Genomic DNA, 18,173 nt, shown 5'->3' with positions numbered 1-18,173 from the left:
AGCTAGATGCGCCGTAGGTTGCTGTCTTCGACCTTGGTGGTCGCGGCCATCGCGGTCCTGCTCCTGGGTGTTCCGCTCGGTCTGGTGGTGACCCGTCTCATCAACGACGAGGCGGTCCAGCAGCTCCGGGCACAGGCGACGCTGCTGCTCAGCCAGGTGGAATACGCCCGCATCGAGGATCGGCCCATAGATCCCGACGAGCTGCAGCGGCAGTATCCCAACAGGTATGTCCAGATCTTCATCCGCAACAGCCCGACGGTCATCGTCGGTACGGAGCCGCCCCCCGATCGGCAGATGACCGAGGAAACCCATTCCGAGAGTGGGGTCTATGTCCGGATAACGCGTGACCGAGACCAGGTCGAGCGGAACATCCGGGGATGGCTCCTGCTCATCGTGGCCCTGGCCGGGCTCGCACTCGCGGTCGCGGTGTCGCTCGCCGTCGTGCAGTCACGCCGGCTCACCCTGCCGCTCCTGGATCTCGCCAGGATCGCGGAGCGGCTGGGCTCCGGTGACGCTCGCCCCAGCAGGCACCGCTACGGCATACCCGAGCTCGATCGGGTGGCCGAGGTGCTCGACCGGAGCGCCACCCGCATCGCCGACCTGCTGAGCCGCGAGCGTGAGTTCGCCACCGACGCCTCCCACCAGTTGCGCACGCCCCTCACGGGGCTGACCATGCGGCTGGAGGAGATCGTGGCCGCCGCCACCCAGCCCGCGATCGTGCGCGAGGAGGGCGAGGCGGCGATCATCCAGGCCGAGCGGCTCACCGCCGTCATCGACGAGCTCCTCGCCGCCGCCCGGCGGCAGCGCCACGCGCAGGCGGAGGCCATCTCCGTGGACGAGGTGCTGCGCCAGCAGATCACCGAGTGGGAGCCGGCCTTCCGCAGGTCAAGACGGTCGCTCCATCTTGAGGGAAGACGCGGCCTGCGCGCGCTCGTCAGCAAGGGCGGCCTGAGCCAGGTGGTGTCGACGTTACTGGAGAACTCCCTGGAGCACGGTGACGGCCCGGTGACGATCACGACGGGCAACTCGGACAAGTCCATCGTCATCGAGGTGGCCGACAAGGGGCAGGGGATCCCCGAGCACCTTCGCGCGCGCGTGTTCGACCGCAACGTCAGCGGCGCCGGGGGTACGGGGCTCGGGCTGACCCTGGCCCGGGCGCTCACCGCCTCGGACGGCGGGCGCTTAGAGCTGGTGCGGCCCCGCCCGGCGGTGTTCGCGCTCTTCCTGCGCCCCGCCGACGAGACGGCACGGCACCGCGTGGTGAGCGGTCCGGCGTGACGCCGGACGATCGGCCGGCGCGATCAGAGCTTGGTGGCCCGCTCCGGCGGGGGTGAGAAGGCGGCGTGGCCGCCATCGCCGTTCAGGCGCGCAGGGTCTCCCAGCGGGACGCCGGGAGTGGCCGGCGGCGGGATCCGCGAACCCGGGTCGGGGCTCGGGGCCGGCTCCTCGCCCGTCTCGGGGAGCCCGGTGTGCGGGTCGACCGAAGGCAGCTCCGGCGGAAGGAAGACCCACTTCTTGTACGACCAGAAGCGGAACAGCGTGCCGAGGGCCGTGCCGATGATGAGCGAGATGTTGTAGCTCACCGGGTCGACGATTTCGAGCGTGTACTCGACGAAGCCGATGATGAGCAGCGAGATCAGCAGGCCGATGCCGTTGAGCACGAAGAAGAGGAAGTACTCGCGGGCCAGGCCGGACTGCTCGCGGTGCCGCCACGTCCAGTAGCGGTTGGCGAGGTAGGCCAGCGTGGCGGCGACCACGGTCGCGATGACCTTGGAGGTCAGCGGCCCGAGCTGCACCCCGTACCGCAGCAGGTTGGTGCCGCCGAAGTCGACGACGAAGGCGACGGCGCCGACCGTGCCGAACTTGGCCAGCTCGCGGAAGAGCGAGGAGAACCTGTCATACAGGCGACGAATGAGCTGCACAACAGTCCTTCCTCGGGTTCCGAAGCCCCCTCAGGTTACCGGTGCTCCGTCGGGCCCCGCGTCCGGTCACGCAAGCTCGTCAAAAACACTGTTTGGTGAAATATCGCGACTTTCACGGGTAGTAACTGACGTGGTGCGCTAGGCTGCGCCGCAGATCGCAAAGGTGTGCCCTGGAGAGGTGGCTCCTAGCGTGCTGCGCCGACTGGTCGCTCTGGGAATCAGTGCCGCCCTGCTGACAGCCTGTGGCGCACAGGACGACGGTCAGCCGGACCGTACCCCGACACCCGGGTCCGTGGCCGCCCCGGCCCAGACCGTGGGACCCGAGGACGCCATCGCCGCGTTCGGCCTGCTCAAGGAGCTTGACGACGCCTGGAAGAAGCACGACTGCGCCAAGGTGGCCTTCCTGACGACCTCGGCGGCCGGTGAACTGGGCGCCCGTGCCTGCGAGGCGGTCAAGAACGGCCGTCCTGCCCCCGCACCTCTGAACTACAGCGATGCCGACTATTTCCTGCCCGACCATCCCGCGGAGCGTCCTTGGTTCGTCGCGCTGGCCCACGAGCCCCGGCCGTCCTACTTCCTCTTCGTCCGCGAGGAGGACCGCTGGCGGCTCGCGTACGGCCCGATCCGGGTCCTCGGGGCCGCTCCCGACCTCGACACCCAGCAGACGACCCGTGCCGTGCCCACCGACGATCCTGACGACGGGGTCCGCGCCCGGCTCGTGCCCCAGAAGCACCTGGCCTTCCTGTCCGACCGCGCGGGGCTGAGCGGCGTGCGGTTCGCCTCGGGCGACCCGATGCGCGCCCTGCTCGCCGAGCTGATCGGGAAGCCGGCCACTGTACGGCCCGACCGGCTCAGCTCCGACGTCCAGCTCGTTCCGTCCGAGACCAGGGCCCTCGGGCTGGCCGACGGCGGCGCGCTGGTCTTCCACGCACTCAAGATCGTGTACACGCAGAAGACGGGCGCGCGCGGGCTCGCCCATCCCCTCTTCGGCGCGGGCGCCGTGCGCGCCTTCACCGGCAAGCCGGGTCCCAAGGCCATCCACGCGGCCGAGGTGGTCCTTCTCGCGACCAAGGTCACCGCCGACGGGAAGCTGACGACCGTCGCGATGACCAGAGGCCTCGCCGACATCACCGCCTGACCCTCGCGCGCCCCCCGTACAGGAGACCGGCCGACATCACGGCCACCCGATGGTCCTGGGTAGGGTTTGAGCTTGTGACCAGTGTTGTGACCAGGGGCGAAACGCCTCCTATCGGGCCTGTCGTCGGCATGGTCGGCGCGGGCCAGCTCGCCCGCATGACCCAGCAGGCGGCCATCGCGCTCGGCGTCGAGCTGCGCGTCCTCGCCAACTCCCTCGACGAGAGCGCCGCCCGGGTGATCGCCGACACGCGGCTCGGCGACTACCGCGACCTCGCGGCGCTGCGCGAGTTCGCCGCCGGCTGCGACGCGATCACCTTCGACCACGAGCACGTGCCGACCGGCCACATCCGGGCCCTCGCCGCCGACGGCGTCGCCGTTCACCCGGGGGCCGAGGCGCTCGTGCACGCGCAGGACAAGGCCGTGATGCGCGAGCGGCTCACCGCGATCGGCGTCCCCTGCCCCGCCTGGGCCCGGGTCTCGTCCGCCGACGACCTTGAGGGATTCGGCAAGGAGCACGGCTGGCCCATCGTGGTCAAGGCGGTGCGCGGCGGCTACGACGGCCGGGGCGTCTGGATCTGCTCGTCCGCGGAGGAGGCCACGGAGGTGCTGGCCAGCGGCACCGACCTGATGGCCGAGGCGTTCGTGCCCTTCGAGCGCGAGCTGGCCGTGCTCGTGGCGCGGTCGCCGCACGGCCAGGGGGTCAGCTACCCGGTGGTGGAGACCGTCCAGCGGGACGGCATCTGCGTCGAGGTCATCGCGCCCGCGCCGGGCCTCGACCCGGAGGCCGCCGCGGTGGCGCAGCACACCGCGCTCAAGATCGCCAACGAGCTCGGCGTGACCGGCCTGCTCGCGGTGGAGATGTTCCAGCTCCCGGGCGGCCGGATCGTGGTCAACGAGCTGGCGATGCGCCCGCACAACAGCGGCCACTGGACCATCGAGGGCGCCCGCACCTCCCAGTTCGAGCAGCACCTGCGCGCCGTCCTCGACCTGCCGCTGGGCTCCCCGGCCCCGGCCGCGCCCGTCGTGGTCATGGTCAACGTCCTCGGCGGGGAGGATCCCGGCGTCTTCGGCCGCTACGAGCACGTGATGGCCCACGACCCTGGCGTGAAGATCCACTTTTACGGCAAGGAGGTGCGGCCCGGCCGGAAGATCGGGCACGTCACCGCGCTCGGCACCGACCTCGACGAGGTACGGGCCCGCGCCCGCCACGCCGCCGTCCACCTCGCCACGGGAGAGTACGTCTGATGACCGGAGATCCCGTGGTCGGCATCGTGATGGGCAGCGACTCCGACTGGCCGGTGATGCGGCTCGCCGCCGAGGCGCTGGATGAGTTCGGCGTCCCCTTCGAGGCCGACGTGGTCTCCGCGCACCGCATGCCCCAGGAGATGATCGCCTACGGCGAGCAGGCGGCGTCCCGGGGAATCCGGGTGATCATCGCGGGCGCCGGGGGAGCCGCCCACCTTCCCGGCATGCTGGCGGCCGTGACCCCGCTCCCGGTCATCGGCGTTCCGGTGCCGCTGAAGTACCTCGACGGCATGGATTCGCTGCTGTCCATCGTGCAGATGCCCGCGGGCGTGCCTGTGGCCACCGTGGCGATCGGAGGGGCCCGCAACGCCGGGCTGCTCGCCGTGCGCGTCCTCGCCGCCGCCTCCGAGGAGCTGCGCTCGAAGATGACGGCCTTCCAGGCAGCACTCAGGGACCAGGCGCACGCCAAGGGCGCCCGGCTCCGTGCCGAGGCCGAGGCCCTGGGAAGCCCCGGCCCGACGGGCTGAGAAAGGTCTGGGCTACGGGCGGCCCAGGGCGCGGTAGTGCCAGCCCGAGGCGCGCCAGGTCTCGGCGTCAAGCGCGTTGCGGCCGTCCACGATCTTGCGGGCGGCCACGACGCCGCCGAGCTTCTCGGGGTCGAGGTCGATGAACTCCTGCCACTCGGTCAGGAGCAGCACGACGTGCGCGCCGCGCGCGGCGTCCAGCGCCGAGGAGCCGAAGCCGAGGGTCGGATGGGCCTTGCGGGCGTTGGCGAGCGCCACCGGGTCGTAGACGGTCACCTTCCCGCCCTGCTCGCGGATCTTCACGGCCACGTCGAGAGCCGGGGAGTCGCGGATGTCGTCGGAGTTGGGCTTGAAGGCCGCCCCGAGCACGCCGACCGTACAGCCGCGGAACGAGCCGCCCGCCAGCTCGCGGGCCAGGTCGACCATGCGGGCCCGGCGGCGCATGTTGATCGCGTCCACCTCGCGCAGGAACGTCAGCGCCTGGTCGGCGCCCAGCTCGCCCGCGCGCGCCATGAACGCCCGGATGTCCTTGGGCAGGCAGCCGCCGCCGAAGCCGAGGCCCGGGTTGAGAAACCGGCCGCCTATGCGCTCGTCGAACGACAGCGCGAGCGAGAGGTCCTTGACGTCGGCGTGCGCGGCCTCGCAGACCTCGGCCATCGCGTTGATGAACGAGATCTTGGTGGCCAGGAAGGCGTTGGCCGCGACCTTGACCAGCTCGGCGGTCGGGTAGTCGGTGATGATCAGAGGGGTGCCCTCCGAGAGCATGGGCTCATACACCTCGCGCATCACCTTTTCGGCCTTGTCCGAGACGAGGCCGAGCACGATGCGATCGGGATGCATGGTGTCCCGCACGGCGAAGCCCTCGCGCAGGAACTCGGGGTTCCACGCGAGCTCCACCAGCTCGCCGGCGGGCGCGAGCCGTACGAGCTTGTCGGCGAGGCGCTGGGCGGTGCCGACCGGTACGGTCGACTTGCCGACGACCAGGCACTCGCGGTCGAGGTACGGGGCGAGCGACTCGACGACCGCGTCCAGATAGGACACGTCGGCCGCGTACTCGCCCTTCTTCTGCGGGGTTCCCACGCAGACGAAGTGCACGTCGCCGAACTCGGCGGCCTCCTGGTAGGAGGTCGTGAAGCGTAGCCGGCCCGACTCAAGCCCGCGCTGGAGCAACTCCTCCAGCTCGGGCTCGTGGATGGGAAGCTCGCCGGCCTGCAGGCTGGCGACCTTGGCCGGGTCCACGTCCAGCCCCAGCACTTCGAAGCCCAGCGCGGCCATGCACGCCGCGTGCGTGGCACCCAAGTATCCGGTCCCCAGGACCGTCAGGCGATAGGACACGAGCGTGCTCCTTCCATGTACGGCTGTCGACCCAATCTTTACCGTTACGTTGCCGAGGCATGTTACCGGCCCCCCTACCTCCTGCAACAGTACAAATAGGACATTTCGCCAGAGGGGTGACTTCCATATACCCCTGCTTCGGCCACCGTATTGTTGGACGTCCTAGTATTTGTCCATGAGCTTCCCTCTGTACGCGCCCGCCGAAGAGCACGAGATGCTGCGTGAGACCGTGCGGGCCCTCTCCGATGAGAAGATCGCCCCGCACGCCGCCGCCGTCGACGAGAACGGTGAGTTCCCGTGGGAGGCGTACAAGGCGCTCGTCGCCGCCGAGCTGCACGCCGTACACATCCCTGAGCAGTATGGCGGGGCGGGGGCCGACGCGCTCGCGACCGTGATCGTGATCGAGGAGGTCGCGCGGGCCTGCGCGTCGTCCTCCCTTATCCCGGCCGTGAACAAGCTTGGCACGGTGCCGCTGCTGCTGTCCGCCTCCGAGGAGCTCAAGCAGCGTTACCTGGCTCCCGTGGCGCGCGGCGAGGGCATGTTCTCGTACGCCCTGTCGGAGCCCGAGGCCGGCTCCGACGCCGCGGCGATGAAGACGCGCGCGGTCCGCGACGGCGACCACTACGTGCTCAACGGCACCAAGATGTGGATCACCAACGCGGGTGTGTCGGAGTTCTACACGGTCATGGCGGTCACCGACCCGCAGGCCGGCGCCCGGGGCATCTCCGCGTTCGTCGTGGAGAAGGACGACGAGGGCGTGAGCTTCGGCGCCAAGGAGAGGAAGCTCGGCATCAAGGGCTCGCCCACCCGCCAGGTCATCTTCGAGAACGCCCACATCCCGGCGGACCGGCTGATCGGCGAGGAGGGCACGGGCTTCAAGACCGCCCTCGCGACCCTCGACCACACCCGCATCACCATCGCCGCCCAGGCCCTCGGCATCGCCCAGGGCGCGCTCGACTACGCCATCGGCTACGTCAAGGAGCGCAAGCAGTTCGGCAAGCCCATCGCCGAGTTCCAGGGGCTGCAGTTCATGATCGCCGACATGGCGATGAAGCTGGAGTCCGCCCGGCAGCTCACGTACGCGGCGGCGGCCAAGTCCGAGCTCGCCATGCACGGCCAGAAGGTCGCCGACCTCACCTTCTTCTCCAGCGCGGCCAAGTGCGCCGCCTCCGACGCCGCCATGGAGATCACCACCGACGCCGTCCAGCTCCTCGGCGGCTACGGCTACACCCGCGACTACCCGGTCGAACGCATGATGCGCGACGCCAAGATCACCCAAATCTACGAGGGCACCAACCAAATCCAGCGCATGGTCATGGCCAGGCAGCTCCTCAAGTAGGCCCCTGGACAGCGAGAACCCGGTCCCGAGGGAGTTTCCGGGACCGGGTTCGTCATGTCAGTGGATGATCTTAGGAGGGTGCCTGTTCCGTCCCTGTTCCGTGGGACGCCGCGCGCGGACGGAACAGGCGATCGTCTATCGCCTTGCGGGCACGGTCGTGTGAGCCCGGCATCAGGTGGGCGTAGACGCGAAGGGTGAATCCCAGGTCCGCGTGGCCGAGGTACTCGGCGAACTCCTTGACCGACACACCACCGGCGAGCATCACACTCGCGTAGTAGTGCCGGAACTGGTGTAAGCCTCCTTGTGGCTCGTGGCGAACCGCTGACAGAACCTGGAATCCTTCTCCAGCTGCGGGATCACTCCGGCTTGGGCGATGGCCGGCTTCCACACGAGTTCCCTGTAGCTCCGAGCTTTGATGAACGTGTCATCGTTCCACCGGAACAACAGGTTGTGGGTGCGCGGAGCAGACGGCCTCATCCACACCGAACCTGGCATGGGTTCCTTCGTCACCGAGCCCGAGGAGCCCGAGGAGCCCAAGGCCGAGTGAGTCGCCGGCCGTCCGTTCCCTTGCTCGTAGGTACGACGATCCGAAATGCTGCCGCCCATGAGCTATGACTTGGCAGTCTGGGAAGGCGAACGGCCTTCCACTACGAAGGCGCTGGCAGCAAAGTACGAAGAGCTGATGGCGTATCTGGAGGCAGACGACAGCTCAGCACCAACACTGCGAATTCGCGCGTACGTGGAAGCTCTGCTTCGCCGCTGGCCTGACATCACCACTGACGAAGGGGAAGACAGCCCATGGTCAACAGGCCCGCTGCTGGGTGAAGCCTCCGGATCGATGATCTACTTCCCGTTGCGGTGGAGTGTGGCGGACGAGGCATCGGCCTTCGCCGCCCAGCTCGCAGAAGAGCATGGACTCGTGTGCTACGACCCACAGATGGACTGCCTCCGTCCGTAAGCCCGATCCAGCTCATCCGTGTACTCCAAACTCAGGTCGCGCCGCTGCCGAAGTGTTTCACGATCCGCTCCCGGAGCGCGTCCGCGTCCGCGTCGTTGAGTTCGTCGAGGATCGTCAGGGCCTCCTGCCAGCGGTCACGGGCCTGGGCGATGTCACCTGTCGCGGCGTATGTGTCGCCGAGGTGGGTGAGGACGGCGGCTTGGAACGAGCGGGCACCCACCTCCTGGAACACGGCGAGGGCCTGCTGGAAGCAGTCGATCGCTTCGTCGAAGCGGCCGAGGTGGTGATGGGCGTAGCCGATGCTGTCCAGCGTGCCCGCCTGGCCGTACCGAGAGCCGATCTGCCGCTGCAGGATGAGGGCCTGCTCGCCCGAGGCGAGGGCCTCGGCGTAGTCCCCCACACGGGTGCGGCACCAGCCGACCATGTTGAGCGCGTTCGCCTGCCCGGTGACGTGGTCTGCCGATCGGAACAGAAGCAGGGCCTCCGAGGCGTGGTCCAGCGCCGTGCGGTAGTCGCCTTGTCCCTCCAGCGCCAGTGCGAGACTGATGTGCACGTTGGCGCGAGCGGTGTCGTCGCCGTGTCCGGTGGCCAGTTCCAGCGCCTCCCCCAGGTGGGCACGCGCTTCATCGAAGCGGCCGAGCTGTGCGCAGGCGGTGCCGAGGACGCGGAGCACTCTGATCTGACCGGTCCGGTCGCCGAGACGCCTCGTGGCCTCCAGTGCTATGAGCTGTACGGTCATGCGGTCGGTCCAGTGCCCCCGGCGTTCCAGGAACTCGGTCGTGGTCCAGGCCAGTTGCCAGGCGTGGACGTCGAACCCTGATCGGTGCGCGTGCCGCACGGCCGCGAGCAGGTTCTGGTGCTCAGCGGCGAACCAGTGCGTCGCCCGCTCGGAATCCGGCACATCACCCCGTGTCACTCCCGGCCCGGGTCGCGCCACCACCACCGGGTCGCGGTGAGGATTGAGCGACATGGCCGCCGTCTGGGCGGTGTGCAGGTAATGGTCGAGTAGCCGGTGTGTCGCCGCGTACCCCTCGGCGGCATCGTCCTGCAGGGAGAGCTCGGCGCTGTACGCCCGGAGCAGGTCGTGCGAGGTGAACCGGCCGGGCCGGTGCTCGGTGACCAGGCCCGCCGCGGTCAACTCGGCGAGCAGGCCGCGCGCCGTCTCCGACGTGACCCCGGCGAGACTCGCCGCGGCCGCCGTGGCGATGTCGGCGCCCGCGGTCAGCCCGAGCAGACGGAAGACGCGGGCCGCGGCGGGCCCCAGAGTGCGGTACGACCAGGAGAAGACCGCGCGGACCTCGCCGGCCTCGTCCCCCGCGCTGAGGAGGTCCAGCCGCCCGCGCTCGTCGCGCAGCTCGTCGGCGAACACCGAAAGCGGGGAGGCTGGATGTCCGGCGGCTCGGGCGGCCACGATCGCCAGGGCCAGGGGCAGCCGCGCGCACCAGGTGATGATCTCGTCCATCGCATCGGGTTCGGCGGCGGCGCGCTCGGGGCCCAGGCGCCGCGCCAGCAGTTGCCGCGCTTCGCCGGCGGCCGGCGGATCCAAGGCGAGCGGATGGGCGCCTTCCACGGCGACGAGGCTGGTGAGCTGGTTGCGGCTGGTCACCAGCACCATGCTGCCGGGTGCCCCGGGCAGCAGTGGTCGTACCTGCTCGGCATCTCGGGCGTTGTCCAGCACCACAAGCATTCGGCGCCGGGCGAGCAAACTCCGGTACAGCGCCGTCTGCCTGTCCACGTCGGACGGCAGGTTTGAGACCGGGACGGCCAGGGCGTGCAGGAATCCGCCAAGTGCTTCGCCCGGTGTCATCGCCGGCCTGTTCGGGGCGAATCCGCGGAGGTTGACGTAGAGCTGGCCGTCGGGGAACCGTGCGGAGGCCCTGTGGGCCCAGTGCACCGCCAGAGCCGTCTTTCCCACGCCCGCCGTGCCCGACAGCGTCGCGATGAGGACCGCGGTGGGCTGGTCGGCAGCGCGGGCGAGAATCGCGTCTAGTTCGGCGATCTCGGTGTCGCGCCCGGTGAACCCGCGCACGTCCAGAGGGAGTTGCGCCGGGGGCGCGGTCCGGGCGTCCGCGGTCGCCGGTGAAGCCGTGCCGGTTTCGGCCGCCGTCGGCGGTGCGGGTGCCGGTCCGGATTCCGCTCCGTTCCCGCACAGGAGCGCCCGGTGCAGCTCGCGCAGTTCCTTTCCGGGGTCTAGGCCGAGTTGGTCGGCCATCCGTCGCCGAAACGTGTCGTAGCAGTCCAGAGCCTCCGGGATGCGTCCGGCGGCGTGCAGGGCACGCATCAGCGCCGTGACCAACGGCTCCGCCAAGGGGTTCTCCAGCAGCAGGTCGGCGAGTGGGCCGATGACCGTGGCCGCTTCGCCCAGGCGTAGTTCCGCCTGCGCCCAGCGCACCGCCGTGTCGAGGTGCTGCTGGTGCCATGCCTGTCGCACGCGGTCCGCCCAGTCGCCTTCGATGCCGCAAAGGGGGGCGCCCCGCCACAGCCCCAGAGCCTGCCGCAGCAGCCCGGCCTCCTCCGTCTCCGCGCATTTCCCGATTCGCGCCTGTCCGACGAGGCGCCTGAAGCGGTGCAGGTCGATGCTGTCGGGATCGACGTCCAGCACGTACCCTCCGCTGCGGCGCCTGAGCCGCGCCGATCCTTCCTCGCCGGTGCTCACCTGCTCCAGCACCCGCCGCATCCTGGCCAGATAGACATGGAGCGTGTGCCGTGCCCGCTCCGGCGGAGCCTCGCCCCACACCCGATCGACCAAGGTCTCCACGGGCACCGGCCGTGGGGTGTCCACCGCCACGGCCGCCCACACGGCCCGCTGCCGCGGAGGTCCGAGATCCACCGGCCGACCCGCCGTCCATAACTCCATCGGGCCCAGCATGCGTAACTCCACGATGCTCTCTCCCCCGTAAGCGCGAGCTCCGCCTGATCTCCCGTTGACCAGGTGATTAAGAAATCTGCAGCGTTTCGGCCACTTTCCTGGCCGATGCTGAACCCGTGATCGCCCCGTGTCAACCGGGTTCACGGGGGACGAAGTACGGACCGAACCGCCGGAAGCGTGATCGGCGACTTCGGTCCGAAACGCGAAGGAGAAAATCGTGAGCCGTCTCATCGACCGGATGATCGATCGGATCGTCCCCAAGGCCACCGCGTCCGCCTGTGACTACCGCGACGTGTGCAACGCGGCCGGCCATCCGGGCCTCTGGTGGCGCGAGTGCTGTGCGCAGACCGGCTGTTCCTGGACCTACGTCGGCCCCTGCTGACCGGCTGTGACGACACCGGGTGGCGGCGCCACGCCGCCACCCGGGCTTCCCGCGAGGAGTGACATGGGCATGGAGTACGTGAGGGCGGCGTGCGCCACCCTGATCGCGGTGGTCTTCGCGGCCTCCGCAGTGTCGAAGCTGCGGGATTTCAGGGGGTTCGCCCGGTCCCTTCCAACGCTCGTCCCGGTCAGGGCCCGCCTGGTCCGGCCGCTGGCCCTGGTCGTCGTCGCCGCGGAGACGGCGACCCCGATCCTCCTGGCGGTGCCCCGGGCGACCTCGTACGGCTTCGCGCTCGCGTGCGCCCTGCTCACGGCGTTCACCGCCGCGATCGCCGGCGTCCTACGACGGGGGCGGCAGGCTGCGTGCCAGTGCTTCGGCGCGTCCAGTGAGCCCGTCGGTCACCGTCACCTCGTCCGTAACGGCGCGCTGTTGATCAGTACGGTCCTCGGCGGGCTCGCGCCGCAGGGCCTTCCGGCTCCGGCCGGTCTGGCGGTGGCGGTCACGGCAGGCGTCGCCGGAGCGATGCTGATCATTTCGTTCGACGACGTCGTCGACCTGTTCGCGAGGAGCTCCTGATGCCCTACCTTGCCGCCGCCGTGGTGTTGCTCGGTGTGCTGTGCCTGCTGAACCTGGCGCTAATGATCGGGGTCCTGCGCCGGCTGCGAGCGCAGGCCGTCCAGGCGGACGTCCCAGCGGGGGCGCCGTCCGCGCTGGGACCGCGCTCTTCCATCGGGGAGTTCACGGCCGTCACCACTGACGGCGAGCTGGTGTCCGCCGCCACCTTGACCGGGGTGGTGGGCTTCTTCTCCTCCGGCTGCGAACCCTGCCACCGGCTGCTGCCGCGTTTCGTCGAGCATGCGCGGAAGCTGGGGCGCGAGAACGTGCTGGCGGTGTTCGGCGGCGACGACGAGGCGGCGGTACGGGCCCTCACACTTGTCGCCCGGGTCGTCGTGGCCGACCGCGACGGCGGAGCGGTGGCGCGCGCGTTCCAGAACACGTGGACCCCCATGCTCTACCTCATCGGCGACGACCACCGGATCGTCGCCGTGGGCACTCGCATGGAGGAATTGCCCCTCCCGGACCGGGACGACAGGGTCGCGGGCAAGGGGCGGCGGTGAGCGCCGTAGAGAAGAGGGATCTGCGCATCAGCCTGCGAGAGCAGCGCGCCTCCATCACCGAGGCCCTCTCGATCATCTGGCGGGCGGCATCGGTTGATGTGGCGGTGCTCCTGCTGCTGACCTTCGTCGCGGCCGCGGCGCCGATCGCGACCGCGTGGCTGACCAAGCTGGTGATCGACCGATTGACGGCTCCGGACGGCGCGGTCGCGGGACTCGCGCTCGGACTGGCCGGCACCGGACTGGGAGCCGCCGTCCTCCCGGCGATGCTCCGCCACCTTCGAGCCCACATCGGCAGGGCCGCCAACCTGGCCGCCATCGAGCGGCTGTTCGTGGCGGTCGAACGCCAGGTCGGGCTGCGCACCTTCGAGGATTCGTCCTTCCATGATCGCCTCCGGCTGGCCCAGGGGGCCACCGGTCGCATCGCCGAGTTGGTGGACGGCATCGGCAACGGTCTCGGAGGCGTGCTCTCCCTCGTCGGTTTCGTGGCATCCCTGCTCATCCTCAGCCCGGCGATGACCATGGTGGTGCTCCTGGCCGCCATTCCCGCCCTCGTCGCCGAGCTGTATCTCGCACGGCGCCGAGCGAGCACGGAATGGAACGTCGAACAGTACTACCGGCGGGAGTTCTTCTATAGCCAGCTGCTCACCGGGGTAGCCGCGGCCACGGAGATCCGCCTTTTCGGCATCGGGGCGTTCCTGCGCGCCCGGATGATCGGCGAACGACTGTCGGCGAACACGGCGATCCGGCGGATGGACCTGCGGGAACTCCGCACCCAGGCCGGACTGACGGTGCTGGGCGCGGGGGTCGCCGGGGCCGGCCTGTGGTGGGCGATCGCCGCTGCACGGCGCGGCGAGCTGAGCATCGGAGACGTCTCCATGTTCCTCGCGGCCGTCGGCGGCGTGCAGTCCGCCCTGGGGACGCTGACGTCGTCGATCTCCGGCTGGCAGGCGAGGCTGCTCGCCTTCACCCACTACGTCGCCGTCGTAACGGCCGAACCGGACCTGCCGCACGCGGAGCATGGGCACGCGCCGCCGCTGCGGCAGGGCGTCGAACTGCGGGACGTGTGGTTCCGCTACAGCGACGACCATCCCTGGGTTCTGCGTGGGGTGAACCTGACCATCCCGCACGGATGCGCTGTCGCACTCGTCGGGCTGAACGGCGCGGGAAAGAGCACGCTGGTCAAGCTGCTGTGCCGGATGTACGACCCGACCCGAGGTCAGATCTTGTGGGATGGAACGGATCTGCGCGACATCCCCCCGGCCATGCTGCGTGAGCGGATCAGCGCCGTGTTCCAGGACCACATGAACTACGACATGACGGCCCGCGACAACATCGTCCTCGGCGACCTGAGCACACGGCATGACCAGGGACGCATCGAGGAGGCGGCCGCACGTGCCGGGCTGCACGACACGCTCGCCGCCCTTCCCCGGGGTTACGGCACGCCCCTCACCCGCATCTTCATGATCGGGGATGACAAGGATGATCCGGCGGTCGGCGTCGTCCTGTCCGGCGGTCAATGGCAGCGGCTCGCGCTCGCCCGGGCCTTCGTGCGGAACGACAGGGATCTGATGATCCTCGACGAGCCGAGCTCCGGCCTGGATCCGGAGGCCGAACACGAGATCCACACCGGCATGCGGGAGTACCGCGAGGGCCGGACCAGCCTGCTGATCTCGCATCGGCTCAGCGCCGTCCGCGACGCCGACTACATCGCCGTCCTCGACGACGGACGGATCACCGAACACGGGTCGCACGAGGTCCTGCTCGCCGCCGGCGGCAGCTACGCCAGGCTCTTCCGGCTCCAGGCCGCCGGATACCAGGAGGCTCTGTGAAGCTCGCTCTTCCGGCCGCCGGGATGCTGCTGGCCGTCGGCCTGCTGGCGCTCTGGGCCCGCCGCGGCTTCCTGGCCACGACCGTCCACGGTACGAGCATGGAACCGACGCTGCGACCGGGCGACCGCCTGCTGGTCCGCAGGACGAAGCGCGTCCGCGCGGGACAGATAGTGGTCTTCGTCTACCCCGGCGGGCCGCACACCGAAGAGCCCGTACCCGAGCGGGACCGCCCGCTCCTCATCAAGCGGGCCGTGGCCGTGCCGGGTGATCAGGTGCCTGTCGCATGGGAGCATCCGGATGTCCACGAAGTGGCAGGCACGGTGGTGCCGCGCGGAGCTCTCGTCGTGCTGGGCGACAACCGTGCGACCAGCTGGGACTCCCGGCACTACGGTCTGGTGTGCCACGACCGCTTCGTCGGCGTCGTGATCCGGCGGCTGCCCGGACGGGAACCGTCCGAAGGGGATAAGCCCCACGGGGCCATGGCGGGCTCGCGCACCGACCACCTCGCCTCCCGCGAGGAGTGATCGCCCGACGAATCTGGCGAGGCCGAGTGTGATGACCACGGCCGGTCTGGCGAAGGATTCGCCCGCCGAGGCCAGGTTCGTAAGCTGGGGGTGTGTCCCCCGCACTGGTTCTGCTCGATGGAGTGCGCTGGCAGGGTGCGCGCGTGGTCGGTGATCGCGCGCAGACCCTGCTGGCCGTACTCGCCATGCACGGGCGTGGGGGGCTCAGTGACGAGCGCCTGGTCGAGGAGTTGTGGCCCGACGAGGCGCCGGCCAACCCGACGAAGGCGCTGCAGGTGGTCGTCTCGCGGACCAGGGCGGCGACCTGCGCCGACGTGGTGGTGCGGCTCCCGCGTGGTTACCGGCTCGGGCTGCCCGCCGGTCAGGTGGACGCGCTGCTGCTCGGCGCGCTGGTGGAGAAGGCACGGGCCGCGCTGGGCGAAGACGACATGGAGCTCGCGCGTCGCCACGCCGAAGAGGCCATGGGTCTCGTGGCCGGCGGCATGGATGGCGCCACGGGCCCACTCGCCGAGCTGAGGGGCGTCGCCGCGGGGTGGGTGGCCGAGGCGCGCCGGGTGGCGGCGATCGCGCGGGGCCGGAGCGGCGCTCACGAGGGCGCGCTGCCGCTGCTGGAAGAGGCCGCGGCCGATCGGCCGCACGACGAGGAGCTGCTCGCCTGCCTGCTGCGCAGCGAGGCCGCCGTACGCGGCGCCGGCGCCGCCCTGGAGCGCTACGAGCGGTATCGCGCGGGCCTGGTCGCGCGGCTCGGCACCGAACCAGGGCCTGAGCTCGCCCGCGTGTACGCCGAACTCCTCCTGGCCGATCGGCCGGTGCGTGAGGGCATCCTGTTCGATGGTTCCTCGCTGCTCGGCCGCGACGGCGATATTCGTGCGGTACACGCCCTGTTGCAGACCAACCGGGCGGTCTCCATCATCGGCCCTGGCGGGCTGGGCAAGACGCGGCTGGCTCATGTCGTCGGCAGGAACGCCGCGCAGCCCGTCGCCCACTTCGTCGAACTCGTCGGCGTCTCCTCGCCGGAGGGCGTGGTGGGCGAGGTGGGCTCGGCGCTCGGGGTCCGGGACTCGGTCAGCGGGCGCCGTGCCCTGACCGCCGAGCAGCGCTCCGACGTTCGCGCCCGGATCGCCCAGCATCTCGACCAGACTCCGGCGCTGCTGATCCTGGACAACTGCGAGCACGTGATCGAGGCTGTCGCCGATCTGGTGGCGTTCCTGACCGTGACGACCCGCGACCTGCGGGTGCTGATCACCTCGCGCGCCCCCTTGTCGATCCCCGCCGAACGCGTCTACCTGCTCGGCGAGCTGCCCACGGGCGACGCGGTGGAGTTGTTCCGCCAGCGCGCCACGGCCGCCCGTCCAGGTGTGCGGATCGCTGAGGAGGTGGTCGAGCAGGTCGTCGCCCGCCTCGACGGCCTGCCGCTCGCGATCGAGCTGGCCGCGGCCAAGGTGCGGGTGATGTCGGTGGAGGAGATCGCGCGGCGCCTGGCGGACCGGTTCGCCCTGCTGCGCGGCGGGAACCGTATGGCCCCCGACCGGCACCAGACGCTGCTGGCGGTCATCGACTGGTCGTGGAATCTGCTGGACGAGCCAGAACGGCGGGCGTTGCGATGGTTGTCGCTGTTCGGCGACGGTTTCACGCTGGACGCGGCCGAGCACGTACTCGGCCCGGAGGCCCTGCACGTCGTGGACGTGCTGACCGAGCAGTCGATGGTGAGCGTCCGCGAGACGACGTACGGCCTCCGCTACCGGATGCTGGAGACCGTCAGGGAGTTCGGGCGGATGAGGCTGAAGGAGGCCGGCGAGGAGGCGCCCGCCCGGGCGGCGCAGCGGGCCTGGGCGACGGAGTACGCTCACGAACACGCCTTCGAGCTGTTCGGCCCTGCGCAGTTCGCGGCGGTCGACGCGTTGCACGCCGAGGAGAGCAACCTCGCCGATCTGCTCCGGCAGGCTCTCAGCGAGTCCGATCCCGTGACGACCGTCCAGTTGCTGGCCGGCGTCGGCGCGCTGTGGTCGATCCGTGGCGACCACTCCCGGATCCTCGTCCACTGGGACGCGATCACCCAGGTGATCACCGGCTGGACGCCACCGCCGTACCTTGTGGAGGTGACCAGGGCCGCCACGATGATCACGCTCATGAACATCGCGGTCCTCATTGATCGCCGCGGCGATCCGTTGCGCGATCTCCTCCGCACGCTGCCCGCCGGTGAGACGACGGATCCCCGCGTGGCGGCGATGGCCACGGTGCTGCTCGCGTGCGACGCGGCCGACGGCTCCGAGGTGCGTCGCCGGCTGGCGGAACTGTGCCGGAGCCCCGATCCTGACGTCGCCTTGACGGCCACGCAGATGAGTGTCCACGTCCTGGAGAACGCGGGTGACGTGGCCGGGGCGATCGAGGCCGCCGAGCGGACCCTGACGATGCTCCGCGAGGACGAGGGGCCGTGGCTCGCCGCGATCATGCACGCCGTGCTGGCCCACCTGGTCAGGCAGCTCGGCGACCGCCGCCGGGCCGTCGAGCACGCGCGGACCGCCATCCCGGTGCTGACCCGGCTCGGCGCCAACGACGACGAGACCCAGCTACGCGCGTTGCTGCTGACCTCCGCGCTCGCCGACGGCGACCTCGGCACCGCGGAGGCCGAGCTCGCCGAGATCACCCGGATCAACGACAACGAGACGGTGCTCGGCGGGATGGCGATCGCCTCGCTGAGCGCGGCCGAGCTCGCCCTCGCCCGCGGTGAGACGGCCGCCGCGCTCGCGGAGTACCGCCTGGCCGTCCAGCGGGCACGCGATCTGCGCCTGCCCGGAGTCCCGCTCGCGGAGTTCACGCCGTGGATGATGATCGCGGTGTCGGTCACCCTGACGGCGTACGCGTACCACGCCCCGCCGGAAGACGTCCGGTACGGCGAGGAGTTGTTCTCCGCAGTCCGGGACCACGACCTGCTGGCTTCGGGAAACCCCGTCCTCGACTACCCGCTGTGCGGCTCGGTGCTCTTCGCGC

General features: G+C 70.3%; 15 protein-coding genes and 1 pseudogene. 12 read left to right on the top strand and 4 right to left on the bottom strand.

Features of this window, described 5'->3' with window-relative positions; translation table 11 throughout:
• Positions 1-6: 6 nt before the first annotated feature.
• On the top strand, positions 7-1,278 hold the full coding sequence (locus ACGFIV_RS10375; RefSeq protein WP_392833796.1) for an ATP-binding protein: 1,272 nt from the start codon (positions 7-9) through the stop codon (positions 1,276-1,278).
• A 23-nt stretch (positions 1,279-1,301) separates the two neighbouring features.
• On the opposite strand, the gene ACGFIV_RS10370 is transcribed toward ACGFIV_RS10375, so the two are convergent.
• Positions 1,302-1,922, bottom strand: coding sequence for a GtrA family protein (locus tag ACGFIV_RS10370; RefSeq protein WP_392833793.1), 621 nt, complete (start codon positions 1,920-1,922; stop codon positions 1,302-1,304).
• A gap of 190 nt (positions 1,923-2,112) precedes the next feature.
• On the opposite strand from ACGFIV_RS10370, the gene ACGFIV_RS10365 reads away from it, so the two are divergent.
• The 3 genes from ACGFIV_RS10365 to purE all read left to right on the top strand — a co-directional run bounded on the left by ACGFIV_RS10365 (position 2,113) and on the right by purE (position 4,831).
• On the top strand, positions 2,113-3,060 hold the full coding sequence (locus ACGFIV_RS10365) for a hypothetical protein (RefSeq protein WP_392833790.1): 948 nt from the start codon (positions 2,113-2,115) through the stop codon (positions 3,058-3,060).
• A gap of 74 nt (positions 3,061-3,134) precedes the next feature.
• Positions 3,135-4,304 carry a 5-(carboxyamino)imidazole ribonucleotide synthase gene (locus ACGFIV_RS10360; RefSeq protein WP_358555078.1) on the top strand — a complete coding sequence of 390 codons (1,170 nt, stop codon included), beginning with the start codon at positions 3,135-3,137 and terminating at the stop codon, positions 4,302-4,304.
• Positions 4,304-4,831, top strand: coding sequence for a 5-(carboxyamino)imidazole ribonucleotide mutase (purE, locus tag ACGFIV_RS10355; protein WP_358555081.1), 528 nt, complete (start codon positions 4,304-4,306; stop codon positions 4,829-4,831). Before ACGFIV_RS10360 ends, purE begins: the two co-directional genes overlap by 1 nt.
• A gap of 12 nt (positions 4,832-4,843) precedes the next feature.
• On the opposite strand, the gene ACGFIV_RS10350 is transcribed toward purE, so the two are convergent.
• Entirely contained in the window at positions 4,844-6,163 is a 1,320-nt protein-coding gene (locus tag ACGFIV_RS10350; protein WP_358555084.1) for a UDP-glucose/GDP-mannose dehydrogenase family protein, read from the bottom strand.
• 175 nt (positions 6,164-6,338) lie between these two features.
• Here ACGFIV_RS10350 and ACGFIV_RS10345 point away from each other — a divergent pair, with 175 nt between their 5' ends.
• The gene (locus ACGFIV_RS10345) at positions 6,339-7,502 is read left to right on the top strand and encodes an acyl-CoA dehydrogenase family protein (protein WP_358555086.1); all 1,164 of its coding nucleotides are present in this window, start codon (positions 6,339-6,341) and stop codon (positions 7,500-7,502) included.
• A 70-nt stretch (positions 7,503-7,572) separates the two neighbouring features.
• Here the strand turns inward: ACGFIV_RS10345 and ACGFIV_RS10340 are convergent, their stop codons facing one another.
• Positions 7,573-7,764 (bottom strand): hypothetical protein, encoded by a 192-nt coding sequence (locus ACGFIV_RS10340; protein WP_392833784.1) that lies wholly within the window; start codon positions 7,762-7,764, stop codon positions 7,573-7,575.
• A gap of 342 nt (positions 7,765-8,106) precedes the next feature.
• On the opposite strand from ACGFIV_RS10340, the gene ACGFIV_RS10335 reads away from it, so the two are divergent.
• On the top strand, positions 8,107-8,460 hold the full coding sequence (locus ACGFIV_RS10335) for a hypothetical protein (RefSeq protein WP_392833782.1): 354 nt from the start codon (positions 8,107-8,109) through the stop codon (positions 8,458-8,460).
• Between the two features lie 31 nt (positions 8,461-8,491).
• Here ACGFIV_RS10335 and ACGFIV_RS10330 read toward each other — a convergent pair whose 3' ends face one another.
• Entirely contained in the window at positions 8,492-11,341 is a 2,850-nt protein-coding gene (locus tag ACGFIV_RS10330) for a tetratricopeptide repeat protein (protein ID WP_392833779.1), read from the bottom strand.
• A 205-nt stretch (positions 11,342-11,546) separates the two neighbouring features.
• Between ACGFIV_RS10330 and ACGFIV_RS10325 the strand changes: the two genes are divergently transcribed.
• From ACGFIV_RS10325 to ACGFIV_RS10300, 6 genes and pseudogenes are all read left to right on the top strand, one after another.
• Complete coding sequence (locus tag ACGFIV_RS10325; RefSeq protein ID WP_358555098.1) at positions 11,547-11,711, top strand: hypothetical protein; 165 nt, start codon at positions 11,547-11,549, stop codon at positions 11,709-11,711.
• A gap of 69 nt (positions 11,712-11,780) precedes the next feature.
• Complete coding sequence (locus ACGFIV_RS10320) at positions 11,781-12,287, top strand: MauE/DoxX family redox-associated membrane protein (protein ID WP_358555101.1); 507 nt, start codon at positions 11,781-11,783, stop codon at positions 12,285-12,287.
• The gene (locus tag ACGFIV_RS10315) at positions 12,287-12,829 is read left to right on the top strand and encodes a TlpA disulfide reductase family protein (RefSeq protein WP_358555104.1); all 543 of its coding nucleotides are present in this window, start codon (positions 12,287-12,289) and stop codon (positions 12,827-12,829) included. Before ACGFIV_RS10320 ends, ACGFIV_RS10315 begins: the two co-directional genes overlap by 1 nt.
• A complete protein-coding gene (locus tag ACGFIV_RS10310; protein WP_392833775.1) occupies positions 12,826-14,658 on the top strand; it encodes an ABC transporter ATP-binding protein in 1,833 nt (610 codons plus the stop codon). Before ACGFIV_RS10315 ends, ACGFIV_RS10310 begins: the two co-directional genes overlap by 4 nt.
• Positions 14,655-15,182 (top strand): S26 family signal peptidase, encoded by a 528-nt coding sequence (locus ACGFIV_RS10305; RefSeq protein WP_358555110.1) that lies wholly within the window; start codon positions 14,655-14,657, stop codon positions 15,180-15,182. The genes ACGFIV_RS10310 and ACGFIV_RS10305 overlap by 4 nt, the downstream gene beginning before the upstream one ends.
• A gap of 185 nt (positions 15,183-15,367) precedes the next feature.
• A pseudogene (locus tag ACGFIV_RS10300) lies at positions 15,368-16,738 on the top strand (ATP-binding protein); the annotation flags it as partial.
• Positions 16,739-18,173 lie beyond the last annotated feature (1,435 nt).

This window comes from Sphaerisporangium sp. NPDC049003, from assembly GCF_043197795.1.
Taxonomy (GTDB): domain Bacteria; phylum Actinomycetota; class Actinomycetes; order Streptosporangiales; family Streptosporangiaceae; genus Sphaerisporangium.
The sequence above is the reverse complement of the archived record's forward strand: the minus strand, read 5'-3'. Positions and strand labels throughout refer to the sequence as shown.

What these genes read in the sequence shown, in the direction of transcription:
- ACGFIV_RS10375 (WP_392833796.1), top strand. Translation starts at nt 7, where the DNA reads ATGCGCCGTAGGTTGCTGTCTTCGACCTTGGTGGTCGCGGCCATCGCG.
- purE (WP_358555081.1), top strand. Translation starts at nt 4,304, where the DNA reads ATGACCGGAGATCCCGTGGTCGGCATCGTGATGGGCAGCGACTCCGAC.
- ACGFIV_RS10345 (WP_358555086.1), top strand. Translation starts at nt 6,339, where the DNA reads ATGAGCTTCCCTCTGTACGCGCCCGCCGAAGAGCACGAGATGCTGCGT.
- ACGFIV_RS10340 (WP_392833784.1), bottom strand. Translation starts at nt 7,764, where the DNA reads ATGCTCGCCGGTGGTGTGTCGGTCAAGGAGTTCGCCGAGTACCTCGGC.
- ACGFIV_RS10335 (WP_392833782.1), top strand. Translation starts at nt 8,107, where the DNA reads ATGAGCTATGACTTGGCAGTCTGGGAAGGCGAACGGCCTTCCACTACG.
- ACGFIV_RS10320 (WP_358555101.1), top strand. Translation starts at nt 11,781, where the DNA reads ATGGAGTACGTGAGGGCGGCGTGCGCCACCCTGATCGCGGTGGTCTTC.
- ACGFIV_RS10315 (WP_358555104.1), top strand. Translation starts at nt 12,287, where the DNA reads ATGCCCTACCTTGCCGCCGCCGTGGTGTTGCTCGGTGTGCTGTGCCTG.